Below are 19,859 nucleotides of genomic sequence, written 5' to 3'. Positions count from 1 at the left end.
GTAGGGCTTGTTCATTCGAATGGGTCATACGGCCAGCCGTGCGGCGGCGGCACGCAGCAGGCGCACGTACCGGCTCTCCCTGACCGGGTGGCCCACCTGCCCGGTCAGGGCCCACTCGGCGCAGTCCAGGCTGTGCCGGAACGCCGCGTCGTGCAGCGGCCGGACGATCAGGACCCAGCCCAGCCAGCGCACACCCCGCGGACGGACCACGAGGGTGTTGCGCAGCACGGTCAGCCGCTCGTCGAGGCCTTCGACGCTGAACTCGTGGAACCCCTCGAATCCTTGGGGGCCGGTGAACCGGAACCGCACCCACCGGCCCGGCACGTAGTGGCTCACCACGTACCGCACCGGTCCGTGACCGCCGGCGACGCCGACGGCGAGAGGCCCCTCGAAGCGTACGGGCGGCCAGTTCGGCGGCCAGAGGCGGTCGTCCTCGCTGCCCAGCGAGTCGATCAGCACGCCGACTTCCTCGGGGGCCGCGGGCAGGGCGCGTTCATGAACATTGAGCACGGCGATCACGGAATTCAGACTGCCAGCCGGCGCCCGTCGAGAACTCCCCCGAAAGGGAATCCGAAAAGCACGCCCGGAGCGCGAATTCCGCACCGTGCGCCGTCGCCCACGCGCCAACGCGCGGTCGGACACGGGGCGTTGCGCGTTGGGGGTGCGGTGGGCCCCGAGCGTAAGGACAGGTGAGACGGACACACGTCGGCACGGCTCACGGCGAGGGGATGTTGGTCATGGACGCAGGGCCCGAGTTGCCCGAGTCCGGCGGTGGCGGAGGGAGTCGGTCCTCTGTTCCACCAAAGGCGTTGCCCGGGTCGTGGCAGCCCCTGCTCGGCCGGCCCGGACTGGCGGAACTGCTCGGGCATCCCCTCGCGGGTGCCGCGCTGACGGAGATGGGCCGGCTGCCGCCCTCCGTCGCCGTGCACTCCCTGCGTACCTTTCTGCTGGCGGACGCCTGTGCGCGCACCCGGGGGACGGCCTACGACCGGGTCGGGCTGCTGGCCGCCGCCGCGTTCCACGACGCCGGACTGGTGGGGCGCGCGCCGCTCGGGCGCGGCGGGTTCCCGGGCCGTTCCGCCGAGTTGCTCGACCTCTTCCTGGCCGGGCACGCCGTGGGCGCCGAACGGCGCGGGGCCCTGACCCGCGCCGTGCGCGAGCACATGCGGCCCTTCCCCGCGCGCGACGCCGGGCCCGAGGCGCGGCTGCTGCACTTCGGTGCGTGGCTCGACGTCACCGGGCGCGGCGAGCGCCTCGTACCGGGAGACCGGCGCCGGCTGTCCGAGCTGGCGCCCACTCCCTGGTTCGCCGTCTCCTTCTGTGCCCGGGTGGCGGCCTGCGGGCTGCGCCGGGTACTGCCCGCCTCCGCGATCGCCCGCCGGTGACCGCGGAGCCGGACAACTCGCTCTTCCCGTCGCGAAAGGAACCGCAGACATGCAAGAGGACCAGCGTGTTTTCGATGTCGCCATCGTCGGTGGCGGCATCGGCGGGACGATGCTGGGGGCCGTACTCGCACGCAACGGTGTGCGCGTCCTGCTGCTGGAGGGCAGCGGCCACCCCCGCTTCGCCATCGGAGAGTCCACCGTCCCCGAGACCACGTTCGGCCTGCGGGTGCTGGCCCGCCGCTACGGCGTCCCGGAGATCGAGCACCTGGCGACCAACGGGGCGCTGCGCCGTCACGTGTCGTCGAACTGCGGGGTCAAGCGGAACTTCAGTTTCGTCTACCACCGCGAGGGCGAGCCGACCCGGCCCGACGAATGCACCCAGTACCCCACCTGGGGGCCGCCGCTCGGTCCGGACTCGCACTACTTCCGGCAGGACGTGGACGCGTACATGTTCCACGTCGCGGTGTCCTACGGTGTCACCGCGTACACCCACACCCTCGTCGACGACGTGAAGTTCGAGGAGGACGGCGCCACCCTGGTCACCCGGGACCGGGGCACCTTCCGGGCGTCGTACGTGGTCGACGCCGGCGGGATGCGGGCCGTGCTGCCCGAGCGGCTCGGGCTGCGGCAGGAGCCGCCGTACCGCACCCGGTCGCGCACGATCTTCACGCACATGGTGGACGTGCACCCCTTCGACACCGTGGCGCCGCCGCGCGAGCAGCACGGAATGCCCAGCCCGTTCAGCCAGGGCACGCTCCACCACATGTTCCGGGGCGGCTGGTTGTGGGTGATCCCGTTCGACAACCAGTCGACGAGCACCAGCGAGCTGTGCAGCGTGGGTGTCAACCTCGACCTCGACCGGTATCCCCGTCCGGACGACGTCCCGGCGGAGGAGGAGTTCTGGCACCACGTGCGCCGGTTCCCCAGTGTGGCGCGGCAGTTCGAGCGGGCACGGGCGGTGCGGCCGTACGTGGCGACCGACCGCACCCAGTTCGCCTCGCAGAAGGTCGTCGGCGACCGCTGGTGCCTGCTGCCGCACGCCAGTGACTTCATCGACCCGCTCTTCTCCAGCGGCCTCGCGGTCACCGTGATGGCGCTCAACGCCCTTGGCCACCGGCTCATCGAGGCGGTGCGCCAGGACGACTTCGACACCGCCCGGTTCGCGTACCTGGACCACTGGACCAAGCGCATGTTCCGGTTCTACGACGACCTGGTCTCCTGCAGCTACATCTCCTTCGACGACTTCGACCTGTGGAACGCCTGGAACCGGGTGTGGACCATCACCACGCTGTACGGGACCAACGCCCAGAACCAGGCCGCCGTGACGTTCGAGAAGACGCACGACCCCGCCTGCTTCGACGCGCTGGAGCTGCCGCCGTACCGGGGTCTCCAGGGTGTCGACAACCCGTGGGTGGAGCGACTGTTCGACCAGGCGCGGGACGCCGTACTCGCCTATGACGCGGGGCAGTTGACGAAGGACCGCACGATCGCGCGTATCTACGAGCTGCTGCGCGAGAGCGAGCTCTGCCCCGCCGTGTGGGGCACTCTCGATCCCGAAGACCGCTGCCCCTCCGGCGTGTTCACCCTGTGGCCGCTGATGAAGATCCTGCTCTGGGGCAGGTTCCGCTCACCGCGGCACGTGCGCGGCTCCTACTTCACCGGCGGCGCGCGGATGGTGGGCAGGGAGGCCGTCCAGGCGTACACCACCGAGTTGCGCGCCGGCGGCTCCCAAGTGCACCAGACGGTACGGGACATGTGGTTCAACTGGAACCGTGACTGGACCCGGCGTCCGGCTCCGCGGAAATGAAGGCGAAGAATCATTCCTGCCGACCGGTGGAGCTACACATTCCGGTTTGCCGCCGTAAGGGCTCGGGTAGGAAAAGCACATGGCCGACAAATAGAAAGCCGGCCGCGGTTCCCCCTCCTCGATCCGAGAGACAACGGGCTGCAATCCACGATGGCGCGACATTCTACCTGTCAATCGCCCGCTGAATGCTCCTGGGAAGACATCTTCCAGCATCAGGACCGCCTCATGCGGTTGGTTCGGCGAAGACTGCCCAGTTTCCAGGACGCCGAGGACTGCGTTCAGGAAACGATGGCCCGCGCAGCCGCCCACGCCGCGCTGGACAAGAACCGACTCGGTTCCTTTCTGACGTCCGTGGCGCTTCGCCTCTGCATCGACTTCTACCGTGACATGGAGCGTCGCAGCAGACTTCTGCAGCGCGCGGCGCCCATGGACGCCTCCGGCACGACCGAGGAGGACGTCTGCGACGAAGACTTCGGCAGATGGCTGCTGGGCCAGGTACAACACCTGCGCGGGCGGGAACAGGAGGTCATACTCGCCCGCTCCAAGGGGATTTCCACTGCGGAATTCGCTCGCATGCACAACATTTCCGTCAAAGCGGCCGAGGCCGCCTTCACCAGGGGCCGCGCACGACTCAGGAATGTATGTGCGAAGTCCTTGGAAGGCTTTGTCCGGTAACGCATCGAAGCCACCTCCCTCTCATCGCAGGAAAACGGAAAGGGGCCTCATCCGTGTCCAACAACAAGAATATCCAGGACATTTTCAGGGACCTGGTCGGCAATATGGCCGACAGCGGGAAGGAAGCCTTCGACGACATCCTCAACCGGTCCGACAGGCCCGGGCCGTGCGGCTCCGGCAACCCCGTCGACGCACTCGCCGGACTGCCGGCGAACGCGCTCGGCGTCCTGGCCGGCGCCGTCAACCCGGCCGCCGCGCTCGCGGGCGCCGCGAACCCGCTGGCGGCCCTCGCGGGCGGCGCGGGCAACCCCCTGGCCGCACTGGGCGGAGCCGGCGGTGCCGGCAACCCGCTCGCGGGCCTCACCGCAGGAGCCGCGAGCCAGCTGGGGAACATCGCCAACGCGGCACAGAACCCTCTGGCCGCGCTCACCGGCGCCGTGGGAGGGGCCAACCCGCTCGCCGCGCTCAGCGGGGCCGGCAACCCCCTGGCCGCCCTGAGCGGCGCCGCCAACCCGCTCGCCGCGGTCGGCGGTGCGGCCGGCGCCCTCGGCGGTCTCGGGCAGCTGGCCGGAGGCCTCGGACAGGCCGCCGGCGGGGTCGGCGACCTCATGTCGCTCCCGTCCCAGCTCACCCAGCTGCTCCAGGTGCTGCCCAAGCTCATCGATGCGCTCCAGGGCCTGCAGAACCTGACCGACCTGCCGGGCCAGGGCGGACAGTCCTCGGCCTCGGCCTGACCGACCGTGCCACCGGGCCGGCCGGCTCCGGCCGGCCCGGTGGAGCACGCCGGCCGCCGTTCCGTACCGGATCCCTGTCTGAGGAGGGTCACACGATGGCGTCTGTCGTCGGCGATCGGCTGCGTCTCGTGGTCAAGGTGCTGGGCAGCCTCGTGGCCGACGAGGTGGGACAGGCGACCCGGCTGCGGAGACGTACGAGACGGGACACCCGGTCCCCGGCGGAGGACACCGCTGCCTCCGCCGCCGACACCCCGGCCGGGTCGGAGCAGCGCCGCGCCAAGGCGGTGCGGCAGGCACTGGAGAGCCTCGGGCCCTTCTACGTGAAACTCGGCCAGATCCTGTCCACCCGGCCGGACATGGTCCCGCAGTCGATCCGGGACGAGCTGCAGAACCTGCACGACCAGGTGGACGTCCAGCCGTTCTCGGTGTTCGAGCCGGTGCTGGCGCGGGACCTCGGACCGGACTGGAAGCTGCGCTTCGACGACGTCGAGACGGTCGAACCGCTCGGGGCGGCGTCCCTCGCCCAGGTCTACCGGGTGACGCTGCCCGGCGGACGCCCGGCCGTGGTCAAGATCCAGCGGCCCGGCATCCGGGAAGGCGTGCTCGCCGACATGGCCCTGATGCGACGGGCGTCGAAGATCGTGGCCCGCGTCGCACCCCGGTTCAACGAGGTCATCGACATCGAGGCGATGCTCGGCTCCGTCTTCGACGCGATGGAGCCGGAGCTGGACTTCAACGGCGAGGCCCGCAACATGGACGAGGCCCGCGAGCACGTCCGGCAGTTCCGCACGCTGGAGGTGCCTCGGGTGCTGCACGCCAGTCCCCGGGTCCTGGTCCAGTCGCTCGCCGGCGGGAAGTCGGTGCGGCACATCGACCGGGGCCACTTCACGGACGACGAGCGCGTCGAGATCGGCAGGGACCTGCTGCGCTTCATGTACCACGGGTACTTCGTCCACCGCTTCTTCCACGCCGACCCGCACGCGGGCAACGTCTTCGCCGCGCCCGGCGGGCCCGCGACGGTGATCGACTGGGGCATGATCGGCCGCCTGGACCGGCGCACCAGCGTGCAACTACTTCCCCTCTTCATGACGTTGGCCCAGAACGACGGCTCCGGGCTGGCGCAGCACTGGGCGGAGATGGGCCGGAGGACACCATGGGCCAACATGCCGGCGTTCACCGCCGACATGGCCGCCTTCGTCCCCAAGGTCTCGCATCTGTCCCTGGAGGACATGAACTTCGGCGTCGCGCTGACCACCGTCCTGGCCAAGGCGACCAAGCGGGGCATCGGTTCGCCGCCGGCCGTGTCGCTGCTGGGCAAGTCCTTCGCGAACCTCGACGGCTCGGTGCGCTGTCTGGCTCCCGAGATCACGCTGCCGGAGGTGTTCCAGGGCGAGGTGCCGAAGATCCTCCTCTCGCTGGGCCGCGAGTTCCTCGGCCGCAACCAGTTCGCCCGCAACTCCATGGAACTGCTGCTGACCGCCGTCACCAGCCCCGAGCAGGTCCGCGGGGTGCTGTCCGACATCGCCAACCGCCAGTTCGCGCTGAACGTCCACGAGCCGCGGACCTCCGCCGCGATGGGCGGCCAGCGGCCCGCCCGCCCCTCCGGCGGACTGCTGGCGCTGGGCGCGCTGGCGGTCCTGCTCAGCCGTCGCCGGTCCCCCTGAGCGGGGCGCGGCGCACGACGAACCGACACCACCGACACGGAGGTTTCCCATGCCGGACACCGCACGGCCCGCGCCCACGCCCGGACCGGACGTCCCGCTGCCGGACGGACTCTCCCGGGTCGCCCTCTGGACGGCGTCCGCGCACGCCGCCGAGTACGGCCGGCCCGCCCCGTACGTCCGCGATCCGTGGGCCGCCGGCTTCCTGCGCGCGGCGGGCTTCACCGGAGGCCCCCCGGGCGACGGCCCGCTCCAGCGGCTGCTGCCCGACTGGGCCGTGGTACGCACCCGCTTCTACGACGAGTACCTGGTGTCCGCGGCCCGCTCGGGCTGCCGCCAGGTGGTACTTCTCGGGGCCGGTCTCGACACCCGCGCCTTCCGGCTCGACTGGCCGACCGGGGTGCACGTCTTCGAGGTGGAGGATCCGGCGCTGCTGGCCTTCAAGGAGCACGTCCTGGACCGGGCGCAGCCGACCTGCGGGCGGCGCAGCACCGTCGGTTGCGATCCGGCCGGCTCCTGGGGCGGGGACCTGCTCGCCGCCGGGCTCGATCCGCGACGCCCCACCGCGTGGCTGTGCGAGACGCACCTGTACCACCTCCAGCCGCACGCGGTGGAGTCCATCGTCGGCACGATGACGGAACTCTCCGCGCCCGGCAGCACCTTCGGCGCGGAGTGCGTGAACGCCGGGGCCGCGTCCTCGTCGTTCGTGGCGCCGTTCCTGGAAGCGCTGTCGGCCACCGGGATCTCCTGGCACTGGCAGCTCGCCGAGCCGGAGGGCTGGTGGGCGGAGCACGGCTGGGACGCGCGGGTGGCCGACCTGTTCACGCTGCCGTACGTGGTGCGGCGTCTGGACCCGTATCTGCCGCTGCTCACCGAGGCCGCGGCGAGGTGCGTGTTCCTGACGACGGGGACGCTGGGCGACGCCCGCTGAGGAACCGGACGGCACGGCGGTGGGCCCGGGCTCATGGCGACGCCCGGGACCCTGCCGTGCTCCGTGTCCACTACCGCCGTTCCAGTTCCAGCAGTGCCGCGAGCCACAGGCCCGGGAGTTCGCCGGCGGTCGACAGGGCCTCGTCGTGGATCACGGCGAGACAGGCGGTGTCGTGCTGGCTCGTCAGCGTGGTCAGGCACCGGATGCCGGCGCCGAGCCCGGAGTAGACGACGGCCCGGCGGGCGGCGTTGCCCCGGTGGACGAGGGCGCTGCCGAAGTTCACGCTGCTCACCGGCCCGGCGACGGACCGGCCGTTCACCATCCGGGTGCCGACCCGGGCTCCGGCCGCCCGCGGCCCGGCCGCCAGCATCAGGCGCAGGGCCTCGCGCTGGCGGCCGGCGCGCAGTGACTCGGTACGGGCCACCACACGGTGCAGGGCGTCCTGCGGGGACGGGGCGTCGCAAGGCAGCAGGACACGTGCCACGACGAGCCGGTTGCCCGGGGCGCACTCCTCGCCGGGCCCCCGCACCGACATCGGGACCGCGACCGGCAGCGGCGGATGGGCTGACCCGGTGCCCTTGTGGTGCCAGGTGCCCACCGCGTGGGCGAGTGCGGCGAGGAAGACGTCGTTCACGGTGGCGCCGTGGGCCCGGCCGACGGCTCTCAGCCGCGCCACCGGGACGACCGCCTGGCACATGTCGGTCCGCCCGTCGGCCGGTACGTCGAAGGCCGGTTTGTCGCTCCGCCGGAAGGAAGCCGCCACGTCACCGAAGGCGCCGGCGAGGCCGGCGAACGCCGGCCTGCCGCGGCGGTGCGGTGGCGGTCCGCCGCCGGGGTCGTCGTCGAGCAGGGCCCGCGCCGTGTGCGCGGCTCCCACGCCGTCCTGGAAGGTGTGATCGGTGCGGTAGCACAGGCTGTGGCCGCCGGTGGGTCCGTGGACCAGCCACACGTCCCAGGGCGGCCGGGCGTCCCCGCCCATGGGACGGGACAGCATCAGCCGCCCGGCGCCCGAGCCGTCGTCGTCCCCGGGCAGCCACGCCTCGTGCACGTGCCTTTCCACGTCGATCCGTTCGACGCGGGAGAACGTCCGGCTCTTCCTGTCGATGCGGTAGCGCAACGCCGGGATGCGGTACGCCCGTTCGGCGACCCGGGCGCGCACCGAGTCCAGAGTGGGGGCGTGGCCCGAGAACCCGAACAGGAAACCGGCCGGCAGCGGTCTGCCCCCCATGGCCAGGTGGTAGGCGACATCGGCGGTGCCCATGGGCAGGGACGCCGGCAGACCGCCGTCACCGCCGGGGTGGGGATGGCGCATCAGGAACCTCTCTGTCGGTTGCGAGGACATGACTACCGCCCCGGGCGGCCGTCAGCACGCGCGACGCGCGACGCGCCCGAGCACGTCCACGTACGCGCGCAGCAGCGGCCCGGCGGGTCCGCTTACGGGCAGGCGCGGGGCCCTGGACCGGTGCCAGGGCAACGGTTCGCCGGGTTCCGGCTCGCCCAGCAGGGCCGCGGCCACATGCGCGCCGTGCGCCACGGACAGGGCGAGGCCGTGTCCGCAGCAGCCGCCGATGTACCAGACGTCGGGGACACCGTGGACCGGCCCGACCACCGGCAGGTCGTCGCCGGTCATGCCGATGCGGCCGGACCAGCGGTGGGTGACCCGCACCCGGGCGAGGTCGGGGTGCAGGGACCGCAGCCAGCTCTCCAGCCGGACCCAGGCGCGTTCCCGGAGGGACTGGAGCCGGGGAGCGCCGAGCCCGGCCGGGAAGGTGGCGGTGCCGCCGCCCGCCACCAGGCCCCGGTCCGGGAGCAGGCGGAAGTACGGTGCCATCGGCACGGCGTCGACGACGGAGTGACCCGCGTGCCCGCCCAGCGCCTCGTACGCCGGAGCGCTCAGCGGTTCGGTGGCGACGGCGTACACCTCCAGCGGCAGGATCGTGCCGACCGGCAGATCCAGTGCCCGAGCGGCGGAGTTGACCGCCAGCACCGCATGTCCGGCGTGGAGCCGGCCGTACGGAAGGACCAGTTCGGGCCCGACCAGGTCGCCGGGGCGCAGTGCCAGTAACGGGCTGCGGCCGTAGAAGCGCACGCCCTTGTCGGCGCAGGCGCGGGCGAGGGCGCAGGTCAGGGCGGCCGGGTCCAGGGTGGCGGCGGGGCGGTGCAGGAGAGCGGCCCGGAACGGCACGCCCACGCGGTCGCGGATACCGGACGCGGTGAGGACGGGTACGTCCAGGCCCAGTTGACGGCAGGCGCGGGCCTGGCGGGCCAGTGCCACCAGGCCCGCGGACGAGCGCGTGGCCATGAGCTGTTCGCCGGTCCGCAGCCCGCAGGGCACGTCGAGCCGGGCGCACAGGTCGAGGACGTTGTGTACCGCCCGCTCACTGGCCCGGTGCATCCGGCGCGCCGTCTGCGGCCCGAAGCGGTGCACCGCCCGGTCGACGGCGGGGCCGGCCCGGGGACCCAGCAGCCCGGTGCCCCGGCCGCTGGCCCCGGCGGCCGGGTGCTCGGCGTCCACCACGGCGATGTCGAGCCCGGGGGCGCGTTCCGCCAGGTGGTAGGCGCAGGACAGCCCGGCCAGGCCGGCCCCGACGACGGCCACGTCCGCGGTGACCACGCCGTGCAGCTGGGGGTGCGGCGGCAGTTCCGCCGGGTCCCAGCACGGCGTTCCGGCCGGCGGCCCGGTCATCCGGCGGCGTCCTGCACCGGCTCGGTCAGCGTGCCGAACCGGCGGTCGTGCCACAACAGGGGGCGTCCGCCGCCCACGTGCACGGCGGCGACCCGGCCGACGACGAGGTGGTGGTCGCCGTAGCGGCGTACGTCCTCGGTCAGGCACACCGACCAGGCGAGCACGCCGGCGAGCACGGGGGCGCCCAGCACGTGCCGGGTGTCGGTCCCGGCGAACCGCTCGGCCGCGGTCGTCGCGGGGGACGCGAACCGGCCCGCCAGTTCCTGCTGTTCAGCACGCAGCAGGTGCACGGCGAAGGCCCGGCGGGCACGGACGGCGGCGAGGGTGCGGGAGCCGTCGCGCAGACAGACCAGGAGCAGCGGCGGGCGGGCGGAGAGCGAGGTGACGGCGGAGACCGTCATGCCGAGCGGGCCGTCCTCGCCCCGGGCGGTCACGACGGCCACCCCGGCTGCCAGTTTGGCGTAGAGGCCGAGGCAGCGGGCAGCACCCGGCCCCGGTTCCTCGTGCAGCGGATCGGCGGCCGGGGGCGGGGGCGGGGCGCCCGCGATGGCCGCCCGGTCAGCCACGAGCCGCAGCCGCGCGTTCATCGATCACCTCCGCGTCCGCCAGGCCCCGCAGCACGCGGGTGATGTTGGTCCGCACGGTCGACTCGGCCACCGGGTCGAGGATCCCGGCCAGGGAGGGAATGCCGAGGTCGAAGGCGGCGGTGAAGACGACGAGCGTGCCGCCGTCCCTCGGTTCGCAGCGCCAACTGCCCTCGAAGGTCTGGAAGTCGCCGCTGAGCTGCTCGAAGGCGAGGGAGTGCGTCTCGGGCGAGTAGGTGTCGCGTTCCCGCCACCGCATCAGACCGCCCCGGAACTCCACGGTCCAGTCCGAGACCGTGGAACCGTCGGGCAGCGGAGGCTCGACGTGCACCTCGCGGAAGGTGTCGCTGTACTCGGGGTAACGGCGGAAGTCGCTGATGCGTCGGTAGACGTCGGCGGGTGCCAGTCCGTCGGCGAGGGCGTGCAGGACCACTTGGCGCATGGGTCGTTCGGTTCCTTCCCGGAGGTATCCGGAGGCTGGGGACGGGGGCCGGTGACAGGAGCCGGCGTCAGCCGGCCATGCGGTCGGCCGTGCTGTGCAGGGCTTCGGCGAGGGTGGTGAGGAACAGGTCGAGCACGGTGTCCTCGACCACGGCCGGCGGGGTCAGCCGCAGCACCCGGGTCGAGTTGAGGGAGTGGTTGACGAGCACGCCACGGGAGATCAACTCCAGCAGGAGTTCACCGACCGCCTGTTCCTCGTGGAACTCGATACCGATCAGCAGGCCACGGCCTCGCACCTCACGCACCAGCCCGCCCTCGTACGGCGCGCACACGGCCCGTACGGCGGTGAGGACGCGCGGGCCGAGCACGGCGGCCCGGGCCACGGTGTCCTCCTCCTCCATGGCCCGCACGGTGGCGAGGGCGGCGGCGCAGGCGATCGGGGAGGCGCCGAAGGTGGAGGTGTGCAGGTAGGGGTCACGGCTGAAGGGGGCGTACGCCTCGGCGGTGGCGGCCATCGCGGCGATCGGTACGACGCCGCCGCTGAGCCCCTTGCCGGCCAGCAGCACGTCCGGGCGCACGTCCTCGGCGTCGACGCCCCACCAGGTGCCCAGCCGTCCCATGCCGGTCTGGATCTCGTCGACGACCAGCAGGGCGCCGTACGCCCGGCACAGCGCCCGCACCTGGCTGAGGTAGCCGGGGCGGGGGATGCGGACGCCGCCCTCGCCCTGGACGGGTTCGATGACGACGCAGGCCCGGTCGCGGCGGGTGGCCAGCACCTGTTCGAGGCCGGCCGGGTCGTCGTAGGCGACCTGGGTGACGTCGGGGAGCAGGGGCTGGAACGGCGTCTGGTACGTGGGGTTGGCGGTGACGCTCAGCGCACCGAGGGTCTTGCCGTGGAAACCCCCGCGGGTGGTGATCAACGAGGTACGGCCGTGGGCGCGGGCCAGTTTCAGGGCCGCCTCGGTGGCCTCCGCCCCGGAGTTGACGAAGTGGACGTAGTCCAGGCCGGGCGGGGTGTGGGCGGCGAGGGCCTGGGCGGCCCGGGCGGCCACGGGTTCGAGGAAGACGCGGCTGGCCAGCGGGTGGGTGTCGATCTGGCGGTGCACCGCCTCGACGACGGCCGGGTGCCGGTGGCCCAGGATGAAGACGCCGTAGCCGCCGAAGTCCAGGAAGCGGCGGCCGTCGTCGGCGTGGATCCAGACGCCCTCGGAGCGGACCTCGGCCATGCCGCCCATGACCCGGCCCATGACGGCGCGGCCGGTGCCGATGTGCTTGAGGTAGAGGCCGGCGATGTCGGCCCGGTCGGACGGTGCGGCGGGCTCGGCGGGCGGCACGGCGGGCTCGGCGGCCGGAACCGTGGTCCCGGCGGGCGGGGGTGACACGGTCATGACGCCACCTCCCTCGGGGCGGCCGCGGCGGCCCGGTGCCGGCCGAGCAGGGCGGCCCTGTCCTCGGCCCAGCTCTCCGCGTTGCGCACGAGCGCGGCACGGATGTCGGTGCGGGTCAGCCGGGTGCCGCAGTCGGGTCCGCCGAGGGAGGTGTCGAACGGCAGCTCCCGCTGGAACACCAGCAGCAGTTCCGCGTAGTGCTCCAGTCGCCGGCGGACCGAGGCGGGCAGCGCGGTGCCCTCCAGCATGGGCAGCAGCAGCCGGTGCACGGCCTCGACCGGGATGAGCCGGGGCCGTGCGGGCCGGGGCAGGCCGTGCCGTACGGCGACGTCCGCGCAGACGTCGGCGACCTCCCGTAGCTCGATGGCCTCCTTCCCCGCCGTCAGCCAGTACTCGCCACCGCCCACGCGGCCCCGGACCAGGTCACCGATGGCGCGCGAGACGTAGTCCTGGGGCACCATGTCGATCCGGGCCTCGGGGGCTCCGGGCAGCACGGGCACCTGCCCCAGGACCATCGAACCGATCGTCTTGGTCAGGCCCTGCTGACCGGCGATCCGGCCGGTGCCGGAATCCCCCATGACGACCGAGGGCCGCACGATGGCGCCGGGCACGCCCGAGTCACGTGTCATCTGCTCGGCACGGGTCTTGGAGTCGAGGTAGGCGGCGGCGCCGGGAAAGCGCCGGCGGTCCTCCTCCGTGGGAGTGTTGGCCACGAACGCCGTACTCACCAGGTACAGCGGGGCGTCGGCCCGGGCGGCCAGGTCGAGCATGGTGTCCGCACCGAGCAGGTTGGTGCGTGTGATGTCGTCCGGCGGCGTGCGCCAGTTGGTCTCGGCGGCGGAGTGCAGCACCACGTCCACCTCCAGGGCCAGTTCGTGCCAGGCCAGGGGACTCAGACCGAGCCGGGGTGCGACGAGGTCGCCCCGGAGTTCGCGTACCCGCGGATCGCGCAGGGGTGTGTTGCGGCGCAGGCACAGCAGGTCGAAGTCGGGTGCCAACTCATCGATCAGGGCCCGGCCGAGCACCCCGGAACCACCGGTGAGCAGCAGGGTGGGGCGGTCCCGCGGTCCGGGGCGGCCGGCGGGCAGGACGGCCGGACGCTGGTTGTCTGACGGCATGGAGGTGTTCTCCCAACGGGTCTCGGCCACCGGTGAACGGTGGGGTGGGGTCAGGCGATGGCGAGCGGCCGGTCGGCCAGGTAGGCGGAGAACGAGCCGGTCATCCGGGAGCGGGACGGCGGGTGCAGGGAGAGTCCGTTGGCGCAGGCCGCCAGGTGGCCCACCTCGTCGGACGTCATGAAGTTGAGCCCGCCGAGCAGCTCGACCGCGCGCGGCACGACACGGGCGATGGCGTCCTGGACTCCGTAGCGCGCGTACAGGGCCTGCGCGAGCGCCGACTCGTCCAGGTCACCGGCGTCGATACGGCGGGCGACGCCCTCGGCGGTGGCCATGGCTGCCTCGGCCTCGACGAAGAGGCGTACACGCTCGTGCTCGGGGATGCGGTCGTTCAGCAGCACCCGCTCCACCAGCGCGCCGGCGGCGCCGAGGTAGCTGCCCGTCATCAGCACCTGGAACCAGATCAGACCGGCCGTCTGGAGCTCGTCGAGCCGTTCGCCGGAGGTCGTCGCGGTGCGCAGCAGGAGTTCCGGGGGGACCAGGACGTCGGTGAGCGTGACCTGTTCGCTCTCGGCGCCGGCGAGGAAGGCGCTGGACCAGAAGCCGCTGACGTTCAGGCCCTCGCTCTGCGCGGGCACGAGGGCGACGGCGAGTTCGTCGCCCTGCCCGTCCTCACGCGGGATCATGACGCTCGCGGTGAGCACGTCCATGGAGCGGGCGAGGCTGCACGGTCGTTTGACGCCGTTGATCCGGATGCCGTCCGCGGTCACCGTGGCGGTCATCGACGGGTCCAGGATGCCGGCGCCGCCGCGGCCCTCGGCGAAACCGGAGGCGATGAGGCGGTTGGCCGAGGCCACGCCTTCGATCAGCATCCACTCCAGGCCGCCGCCGTGGCCGCCGAGTCCGACCAGGGTGGCCACGGAGAAGTGGTGCATGGTGGTGGCCACGGCGAGCGACGGAGAGCGGCTGCCGATGGCCCGCTGCACACGCAGCGCGTCCAGCGCGGTGGCGCCCCGGCCCTGGTGGGACTCCGGGACCAGGAGTCCCGGGCCGCCGCTGTCCCGGAAGTACCGGATGCCGGGGCTGCCCGGCCGCTCCATCTCCATCAGCGGGATCTCGCACAGGGCGTGGTCCAGGTCGGGCAGCAGCTTGGCGAGGGCGGCGCGTTCACGCTCGAGGAATCTCATGGACGTGGTCCTCCGGGGTGGGACGGGCGGGGAACCTGCGCGTCACTCGCAGGCGCTCGTGCGGCACTCGTACGGCAGTGCTGCACTCGTACAGCGCTCCCACGGCAGCCGCGCGGCATGTGCGCCGCCGTGGAAGCGGTGACTCACACGGCGTTGGTGGCGCGCAGCAGCTGCCAGACGGCGCCGGGGCGCGGCCTGCCGCGGAAGGCGATGTACTCCGGGAGGACGGCGTGCGGGGCCCACTTCTGCTTGTACTCCAGCTGGGAGGCCGCGGGGTAGACCGCGTCGCCGCGCTCGGCCAGCAGCCGGGCGAACCGGGAGAACAGGCGGCTGGCGCCCGGCGGTTCGTGCTCCGGGGCGAGCCCGGTGAACGGGGTGAACCCGAAGTGCAGCCAGCCGGCGCCGTCGGCGGTCAGCCGTTCCATGACGGTGGCGTTGAGCGCCTCCATCACGCCGGGCGGCGCGTCGGGGCGGCGCCGGCTGAGGTCGTGGAGCCAGCCGGGGCGGCTGCCGTAGACCGGCGAGTAGTTGATGTATCCGGCCGCCTCGCCGTCGATCCGGCCGACGAACAGACGGCGGTGGCTCTGCAGGCTGCCGTTCCGCTGGCCGACGAGAAAGCGCAGCTCCTTGACGTGCCGGCCCTTCTCCCGCAGCCAGCACTGGTCGATCCGGTCCAGTTCGGCACGTGCGTCACCGTCCAGTACCTCGGCGACCTCCAGGCCGGCCCGCCGGGCGCGTGAGATCTTGTTCCGCAGCCGGACGAACCGTGAGCCGCGCAGCGTGAAACGGCTCAGGTCGACGGCGTACGACGCCCCGATCTGATTGACCGTGAAGCCGTGCTCCGCGTACAGCTCGGCGTCCGCCCGCTGCAGTTGCACGGCGACCAGGCGGCGTCCGGCGTGCGCGGCGAAGGCGTCCAACAGCCGCGCACGGTGTTCGGGCGCCGCGAAGGGGCCGCCGAACTGCAGGACGTAGCGGCCGGAGGTGCGGTAGGCGCAGGCGCCCTCGAACCGGTCGTCGTGGAAGTACGTGTTCCCGCTGTTGAGGGCGAGAAAGGAACTGGGGTTGTCGCTGTGCGCGGCCAGCGTGTCAAGCACGGACGGCATTGTTTTCCTCCACGGGAGTCCGCGCCGCGGCGCCTTCACCGGAATCCGGAGATGCGTGATATCGCCGCTCGAACTCCCGGAACGCCGGGGTGGTTTCCGGTTCGAAGGCGACACCGAAGGGCTTGAGGGAGTTCCCGAAGAGTGCCCGGTCTCCCATGAGGTGGATCGGCAGGGCGAGCAGTGCCCATTCCGGCCGGACGAACAGCGCCCACGCCCCGGCCAGGACACCTGCCGTGACCAGGCTGTGCATCGCGTTGTAAGCCACGTAGCAGCCGCGCGGAACGCGCCGGTCGGGGCTGCGCCGGAAAGCGATCGCGCCGGGTAGATAACCGATGACGTCGATCACCACGAACAGCAGCACGAACACGCCCCAGCGGATTTCCGTACGGTGCTGGAATGCGAGCACGAGCGATACGGTGAGAAAGCCCAGCCATTCGAGTCGGGAGAGAGCGAAGGTGGCCTTCGTCTCGAAACGGTTCTTGGCGTCCACGGGCGCTCCTGGATTGCGCTGACGATTCCGGGGCCCGGCACCGGCCTGCCCCCCTCGCTGTGGTCTGTCACTACGGTTTACGCACCGGCGGACCCAACCCCTCGTAAAGTGGGGGCGATTGACCGGACGTGATCCTCGGGGGGACTGTTTCCATGACGTCAGCGCCGACCGGCCCGGACGGCCGTCCGGGCTCCGCCGGCCGAACCGCCGACGGCACAGCGGCCTGGGAGTTGCTGCTGCCCGCCGTCTCGGCACCGGCACGCTCACGTGGCCGCGCACTGCAGGCGGCGCTGCGGGACGCCGTCCGCTCCGGCCGGCTCACGCCGGGCACCCGCCTGCCGTCGAGCCGGGATCTCGGGGCCGACCTGGGGGTGTCGCGGGGGCTCGTGACGGAGGCGTACGAGCAGCTGACGGCCGAGGGCTATCTGCGCAGCGGGCGGGGCGCGGGGACCTGGGTGGGCGACGCCGTACGGGCCGCCCGTCCACGCGCGCGCGATCTCGCCCCGCGCCCACGGGGCGACCGGGCCGATTTCGTGCCGGGGACGCCCGACCTGTCGCTCTTCCCGCGCTCGGCGTGGGCCGCCACGCAGCGCGGCGTGCTCACGGACCTGCCGCACGAGGGCCTCGGCTATCCCGACCCGCGGGGGCTGCCCCGGCTGCGGACCGCCCTGGCCGAGCTCCTCACGCGGCGCCGGGGCGTGGTGGCGGACCCGGAGCGGGTCGTCGTCGTCTCCGGGGTGGCGCAGGCGACGGCGCTGCTCGCCGACGTGCTCCACGCGCGCGGGATGCGCGCCACCGGCGTCGAGGACCCCGGCAGCCCCCAGCACGACGCCCTGTACGCGGCGGCGGGCGTCGGTACCGTGCCGCTGCCCCTGGACGACGAGGGTCTCGCCATCGGCCCGCTGCGCGCCTCGGGTGTACGGGCCGTCGTGACGACGCCCGCCCACCAGTTCCCCACCGGGATCGCCTACTCGGCACGGCGCCGCGCGGAACTGCTGGACTGGGCGCGGTCCGTGGACGGGCTCGTCCTGGAGGACGACTACGACGGAGACTTCCGCTACGACCGTGCCCCGGTGGGCGCGCTCCAGGGACTCGATCCGGAACGCGTCGCCTACACGGGTTCGGTCAGCAAGTCCCTCGCGCCGGGGCTGCGGCTGGGCTGGCTGCTGGTACCGGAGTGGCTGGCGGACGACGTCGTGGAGCGCAAACGCACCACGGACCTCGGACACCCGGCGCTCGACCAGGCACTCTTCGCCCGCTTCGTGGAGCGCGGCGACTACGACCGCCAGCTGCGCCTCTGCCAGCGCGCCTACCGCGAACGGCGCGACGCGCTGGTGGCCGCACTGGCGGAGCACTTCCCCGGCTCCCGTGTCTTCGGCATCGCCGCCGGACTCCACGCCATCGCCACCCTCCCCGAGCAGTACGGCCCTGAGGAGCGCTTCCTCGCGCGTGTGTCGGAGGCCGGGGTCGCGGTGCGCCCACTCGCGGAGTACGGGCACGACGCGGGGGGTGGCGAGGCGGGGAGTGACGGGGCGGCCCGGAAGGAGGTGCGGCTGGTGCTGGGGTACGCGCATCTCGCACCGGGACGGATCCGGGCGGGGGTGGAGATGATGGCGAAGGCCGTGTGACGCGGGGCGGCGGGACTCGGGGCAACGGCCGCGTGACACGCAGCGGCGGCGGGACTCGGGGCAACGGCCGCGTGACACGCAGCGGCGGCGGGACTGGGAGCCGAGCCGCGTGACACGCAGCGGCGGTGGGGACGACGGCGCAGGCCGTGTGACACGGGCCGGTGAGGCGCTCCCCGCGCGCGGGCGCACGGTTGTTCACCCGGCGTTTGCGTGATCGCCGCGCCGCACCAGTAGGTCTGGCTCTGCACACCGGCCGAAACACTGGCCGGGTCCCGTCCCTGGAGGCGCATCCATGTCACACCGTCCGTTGCCCGGTCGCCGCAGCGTGCTGCGCGGCTCCCTTGCCGCGTCGGCGGCCCTCACCCTGCCCACCGCTCTCGGGGCGGCACCGGCGTTCGCCCGTTCCGGGCGGCCGGGAGCGGGCTGGGGCGTGCAGACGGGAGACGTGACCTCCCACTCCGGTCTGGTGTGGGTGCGGTCCGACCGGCCGGCCCGGATGATCGTCGAGACGTCCGCGACCGAGTCGTTCCGCAACCCGCGCAGATGGCGCGGCCCGCTGCTGGGGGCGGACACGGACTTCACCGGCACGACCAGGCTGCGCGGCCTGCCGCCGGGCGAGCAGATCCACTACCGCGTGCTCCTCGCCGACCCCGACGACCCGCGCCGCACCGGTGAGCCGGTGCCCGGCACCTTCCGCACGGTGCCGGTCCGCCGGCGCGAGGGAGTGCGTTTCGTGTGGTCCGGCGACCTGGCGGGCCAGGGCTGGGGCATCAACCCGGACCTCGGCGGCTACCGCATCTACGACGCCATGGGCGCCCTGGACCCGGACTTCTTCCTGTGCAGCGGCGACAACATCTACGCCGACGGCCCCATAGCCGCGACGGCCGCCCTGCCCGACGGCGGCACCTGGCGGAACATCACCACCGAGGAGAAGTCCAAGGTCGCCGAGACCCTGGCCGAGTTCCGCGGCAACTTCCGCTACAACCTGCTCGACGAGAACCTGCGCCGCTTCAACGCCCAGGTCCCGTCCGTCATCCAGTGGGACGACCACGAGGTCCGCAACAACTGGTACCCGGGCCAGGTGATCGCGGACACGGACAGCCGCTACACCGAGAAGAGCGTCGACGTCCTGGCCGCCCGGGCCCGGCGCGCGTTCGCCGAGTACTTCCCGATCTCCACGCTGCGCCCCGGCGCACGGGAGGGCCGCGTGCACCGGGTGCTGCGCCAGGGCCCCCTGCTGGACGTGTTCGTCCTGGACATGCGGACGTACCGCAACGCCAACTCCCCCGGCGACGAGACGGTGGACCCGCAGGGCATCCTGGGCCGCGAGCAACTCGAGTGGCTCAAGCGGGAGCTGTCGCGGTCGCGTGCGGTGTGGAAGGTGATCGCCGCCGACATGCCGCTCGGCCTGGTGGTGCCCGACGGCGGTGAGGGGAAGGCGAACATCGAGGCGATCGCGCAGGGCGACCCCGGCGCGCCGCTGGGGCGCGAGCTGCAGATCGCCGAGCTGCTGCGCTTCATCAAGCACCGTCGGATCACCGGCACGGTGTGGATGACGGCCGACGTGCACCACACCTCGGCCCAGCACTACCAGCCCTCGCGGGCCGCGTTCACCGACTTCGAGCCGTTCTGGGAGTTCGTGTCCGGGCCGCTCAACGCGGGTGCCTTCCCGGCCAGTGCGCTCGACGGCACCTTCGGCCCGGAAAGGGTGTTCGTGAAGGCGCCGACCGCCTCCAACGTCTCCCCCGCGGGCGGCTACCAGTTCTTCGGCGAGGTCGACATCGACGGCGACAGCGCCGAGATGACGGTGCGGCTGCGTGAGCAGGACGGGACGGTGCTGTTCACGAAGGTGCTCCAGCCGGGCAGGGTCGGCCAGTAACTCCCGTATAGCCTGTCGGGTGTGCCGCGCACCGGCGTCATCCCCCGGTGCGCGGCCTGCTTCCTTCTCCCGCGCGCGCAGTTCGACTGGCCGCCCTGCTGGGCCGCTTTGGCAGGTCGGACCGATGGTCAGTGGCTGGCTCCACGGTTTTCCGTAAGAGGC

The 19,859-nt window shown here is 72.8% G+C and carries 18 protein-coding genes; 8 read left to right on the top strand and 10 right to left on the bottom strand.

Features of this window, described 5'->3' with window-relative positions; translation table 11 throughout:
• Positions 1-24: 24 nt before the first annotated feature.
• Positions 25-510, bottom strand: coding sequence for an SRPBCC family protein (locus ACH4F2_RS22885; RefSeq protein WP_398134567.1), 486 nt, complete (start codon positions 508-510; stop codon positions 25-27).
• Between the two features lie 299 nt (positions 511-809).
• Here ACH4F2_RS22885 and ACH4F2_RS22880 point away from each other — a divergent pair, with 299 nt between their 5' ends.
• The 6 genes from ACH4F2_RS22880 (at position 810) to ACH4F2_RS22855 (ending at position 7,193) form a co-directional block, all read left to right on the top strand.
• Positions 810-1,385, top strand: a complete 576-nt coding sequence (locus ACH4F2_RS22880; RefSeq protein ID WP_398134566.1) for a hypothetical protein — start codon at positions 810-812, stop codon at positions 1,383-1,385.
• Between the two features lie 49 nt (positions 1,386-1,434).
• Positions 1,435-3,192, top strand: coding sequence for an NAD(P)/FAD-dependent oxidoreductase (locus tag ACH4F2_RS22875; RefSeq protein ID WP_398134565.1), 1,758 nt, complete (start codon positions 1,435-1,437; stop codon positions 3,190-3,192).
• A 150-nt stretch (positions 3,193-3,342) separates the two neighbouring features.
• Complete coding sequence (locus ACH4F2_RS22870) at positions 3,343-3,867, top strand: RNA polymerase sigma factor (RefSeq protein ID WP_398134564.1); 525 nt, start codon at positions 3,343-3,345, stop codon at positions 3,865-3,867.
• Positions 3,868-3,920: 53 nt separating this feature from the next.
• Positions 3,921-4,601 (top strand): hypothetical protein, encoded by a 681-nt coding sequence (locus ACH4F2_RS22865; RefSeq protein WP_398134563.1) that lies wholly within the window; start codon positions 3,921-3,923, stop codon positions 4,599-4,601.
• Between the two features lie 95 nt (positions 4,602-4,696).
• Entirely contained in the window at positions 4,697-6,265 is a 1,569-nt protein-coding gene (locus tag ACH4F2_RS22860; protein ID WP_398134562.1) for an ABC1 kinase family protein, read from the top strand.
• Between the two features lie 49 nt (positions 6,266-6,314).
• On the top strand, positions 6,315-7,193 hold the full coding sequence (locus ACH4F2_RS22855) for an SAM-dependent methyltransferase (protein ID WP_398134561.1): 879 nt from the start codon (positions 6,315-6,317) through the stop codon (positions 7,191-7,193).
• Positions 7,194-7,263: 70 nt separating this feature from the next.
• On the opposite strand, the gene ACH4F2_RS22850 is transcribed toward ACH4F2_RS22855, so the two are convergent.
• The 9 genes from ACH4F2_RS22850 to ACH4F2_RS22810 form a co-directional block, all read right to left on the bottom strand.
• Complete coding sequence (locus ACH4F2_RS22850; RefSeq protein ID WP_398134560.1) at positions 7,264-8,505, bottom strand: wax ester/triacylglycerol synthase domain-containing protein; 1,242 nt, start codon at positions 8,503-8,505, stop codon at positions 7,264-7,266.
• Positions 8,506-8,556: 51 nt separating this feature from the next.
• The gene (locus ACH4F2_RS22845) at positions 8,557-9,879 is read right to left on the bottom strand and encodes an NAD(P)/FAD-dependent oxidoreductase (RefSeq protein ID WP_398134559.1); all 1,323 of its coding nucleotides are present in this window, start codon (positions 9,877-9,879) and stop codon (positions 8,557-8,559) included.
• Positions 9,876-10,466 carry a flavin reductase family protein gene (locus tag ACH4F2_RS22840; protein WP_398134558.1) on the bottom strand — a complete coding sequence of 197 codons (591 nt, stop codon included), beginning with the start codon at positions 10,464-10,466 and terminating at the stop codon, positions 9,876-9,878. The genes ACH4F2_RS22845 and ACH4F2_RS22840 overlap by 4 nt, the downstream gene beginning before the upstream one ends.
• A complete protein-coding gene (locus ACH4F2_RS22835) occupies positions 10,438-10,905 on the bottom strand; it encodes an aromatase/cyclase (RefSeq protein ID WP_398134557.1) in 468 nt (155 codons plus the stop codon). The genes ACH4F2_RS22840 and ACH4F2_RS22835 overlap by 29 nt, the downstream gene beginning before the upstream one ends.
• A 67-nt stretch (positions 10,906-10,972) precedes the next feature.
• A complete protein-coding gene (locus ACH4F2_RS22830; protein WP_398134556.1) occupies positions 10,973-12,292 on the bottom strand; it encodes an aspartate aminotransferase family protein in 1,320 nt (439 codons plus the stop codon).
• On the bottom strand, positions 12,289-13,410 hold the full coding sequence (locus ACH4F2_RS22825) for an SDR family oxidoreductase (protein ID WP_398134658.1): 1,122 nt from the start codon (positions 13,408-13,410) through the stop codon (positions 12,289-12,291). The genes ACH4F2_RS22830 and ACH4F2_RS22825 overlap by 4 nt, the downstream gene beginning before the upstream one ends.
• Before the next feature lie 50 nt (positions 13,411-13,460).
• Positions 13,461-14,594: an acyl-CoA dehydrogenase gene (locus tag ACH4F2_RS22820; RefSeq protein ID WP_398134555.1), complete on the bottom strand. Its 1,134-nt coding sequence runs from the start codon at positions 14,592-14,594 to the stop codon at positions 13,461-13,463.
• A 143-nt stretch (positions 14,595-14,737) separates the two neighbouring features.
• Entirely contained in the window at positions 14,738-15,700 is a 963-nt protein-coding gene (locus ACH4F2_RS22815) for a bifunctional lysylphosphatidylglycerol flippase/synthetase MprF (RefSeq protein ID WP_398134554.1), read from the bottom strand.
• Entirely contained in the window at positions 15,684-16,190 is a 507-nt protein-coding gene (locus tag ACH4F2_RS22810) for a hypothetical protein (protein WP_398134553.1), read from the bottom strand. The genes ACH4F2_RS22815 and ACH4F2_RS22810 overlap by 17 nt, the downstream gene beginning before the upstream one ends.
• A 152-nt stretch (positions 16,191-16,342) precedes the next feature.
• Here ACH4F2_RS22810 and ACH4F2_RS22805 point away from each other — a divergent pair, with 152 nt between their 5' ends.
• Together ACH4F2_RS22805 and ACH4F2_RS22800 are read left to right on the top strand one after the other, a co-directional pair.
• Positions 16,343-17,818, top strand: coding sequence for a PLP-dependent aminotransferase family protein (locus ACH4F2_RS22805; RefSeq protein WP_398134552.1), 1,476 nt, complete (start codon positions 16,343-16,345; stop codon positions 17,816-17,818).
• 292 nt (positions 17,819-18,110) lie between these two features.
• Positions 18,111-19,697, top strand: coding sequence for an alkaline phosphatase D family protein (locus tag ACH4F2_RS22800; RefSeq protein ID WP_398134551.1), 1,587 nt, complete (start codon positions 18,111-18,113; stop codon positions 19,695-19,697).
• The last annotated feature ends 162 nt before the right edge of the window (positions 19,698-19,859 follow it).

Origin of the sequence: Streptomyces sp. NPDC017890, from assembly GCF_044328675.1 — a bacterium.
GTDB lineage: Bacteria > Actinomycetota > Actinomycetes > Streptomycetales > Streptomycetaceae > Streptomyces.
The sequence above is the reverse complement of the archived record's forward strand: the minus strand, read 5'-3'. Positions and strand labels throughout refer to the sequence as shown.

Coding starts and splice junctions, on each gene's coding strand:
- ACH4F2_RS22840 (WP_398134558.1), bottom strand. CDS start 10,466: ATGAACGCGCGGCTGCGGCTCGTGGCTGACCGGGCGGCCATCGCGGGC.
- ACH4F2_RS22870 (WP_398134564.1), top strand. CDS start 3,343: ATGGCGCGACATTCTACCTGTCAATCGCCCGCTGAATGCTCCTGGGAA.
- ACH4F2_RS22815 (WP_398134554.1), bottom strand. CDS start 15,700: ATGCCGTCCGTGCTTGACACGCTGGCCGCGCACAGCGACAACCCCAGT.
- ACH4F2_RS22805 (WP_398134552.1), top strand. CDS start 16,343: ATGACGTCAGCGCCGACCGGCCCGGACGGCCGTCCGGGCTCCGCCGGC.
- ACH4F2_RS22845 (WP_398134559.1), bottom strand. CDS start 9,879: ATGACCGGGCCGCCGGCCGGAACGCCGTGCTGGGACCCGGCGGAACTG.
- ACH4F2_RS22855 (WP_398134561.1), top strand. CDS start 6,315: ATGCCGGACACCGCACGGCCCGCGCCCACGCCCGGACCGGACGTCCCG.
- ACH4F2_RS22830 (WP_398134556.1), bottom strand. CDS start 12,292: ATGACCGTGTCACCCCCGCCCGCCGGGACCACGGTTCCGGCCGCCGAG.
- ACH4F2_RS22800 (WP_398134551.1), top strand. CDS start 18,111: ATGTCACACCGTCCGTTGCCCGGTCGCCGCAGCGTGCTGCGCGGCTCC.
- ACH4F2_RS22850 (WP_398134560.1), bottom strand. CDS start 8,505: ATGCGCCATCCCCACCCCGGCGGTGACGGCGGTCTGCCGGCGTCCCTG.
- ACH4F2_RS22825 (WP_398134658.1), bottom strand. CDS start 13,410: ATGCCGTCAGACAACCAGCGTCCGGCCGTCCTGCCCGCCGGCCGCCCC.
- ACH4F2_RS22875 (WP_398134565.1), top strand. CDS start 1,435: ATGCAAGAGGACCAGCGTGTTTTCGATGTCGCCATCGTCGGTGGCGGC.
- ACH4F2_RS22835 (WP_398134557.1), bottom strand. CDS start 10,905: ATGCGCCAAGTGGTCCTGCACGCCCTCGCCGACGGACTGGCACCCGCC.
- ACH4F2_RS22860 (WP_398134562.1), top strand. CDS start 4,697: ATGGCGTCTGTCGTCGGCGATCGGCTGCGTCTCGTGGTCAAGGTGCTG.
- ACH4F2_RS22820 (WP_398134555.1), bottom strand. CDS start 14,594: ATGAGATTCCTCGAGCGTGAACGCGCCGCCCTCGCCAAGCTGCTGCCC.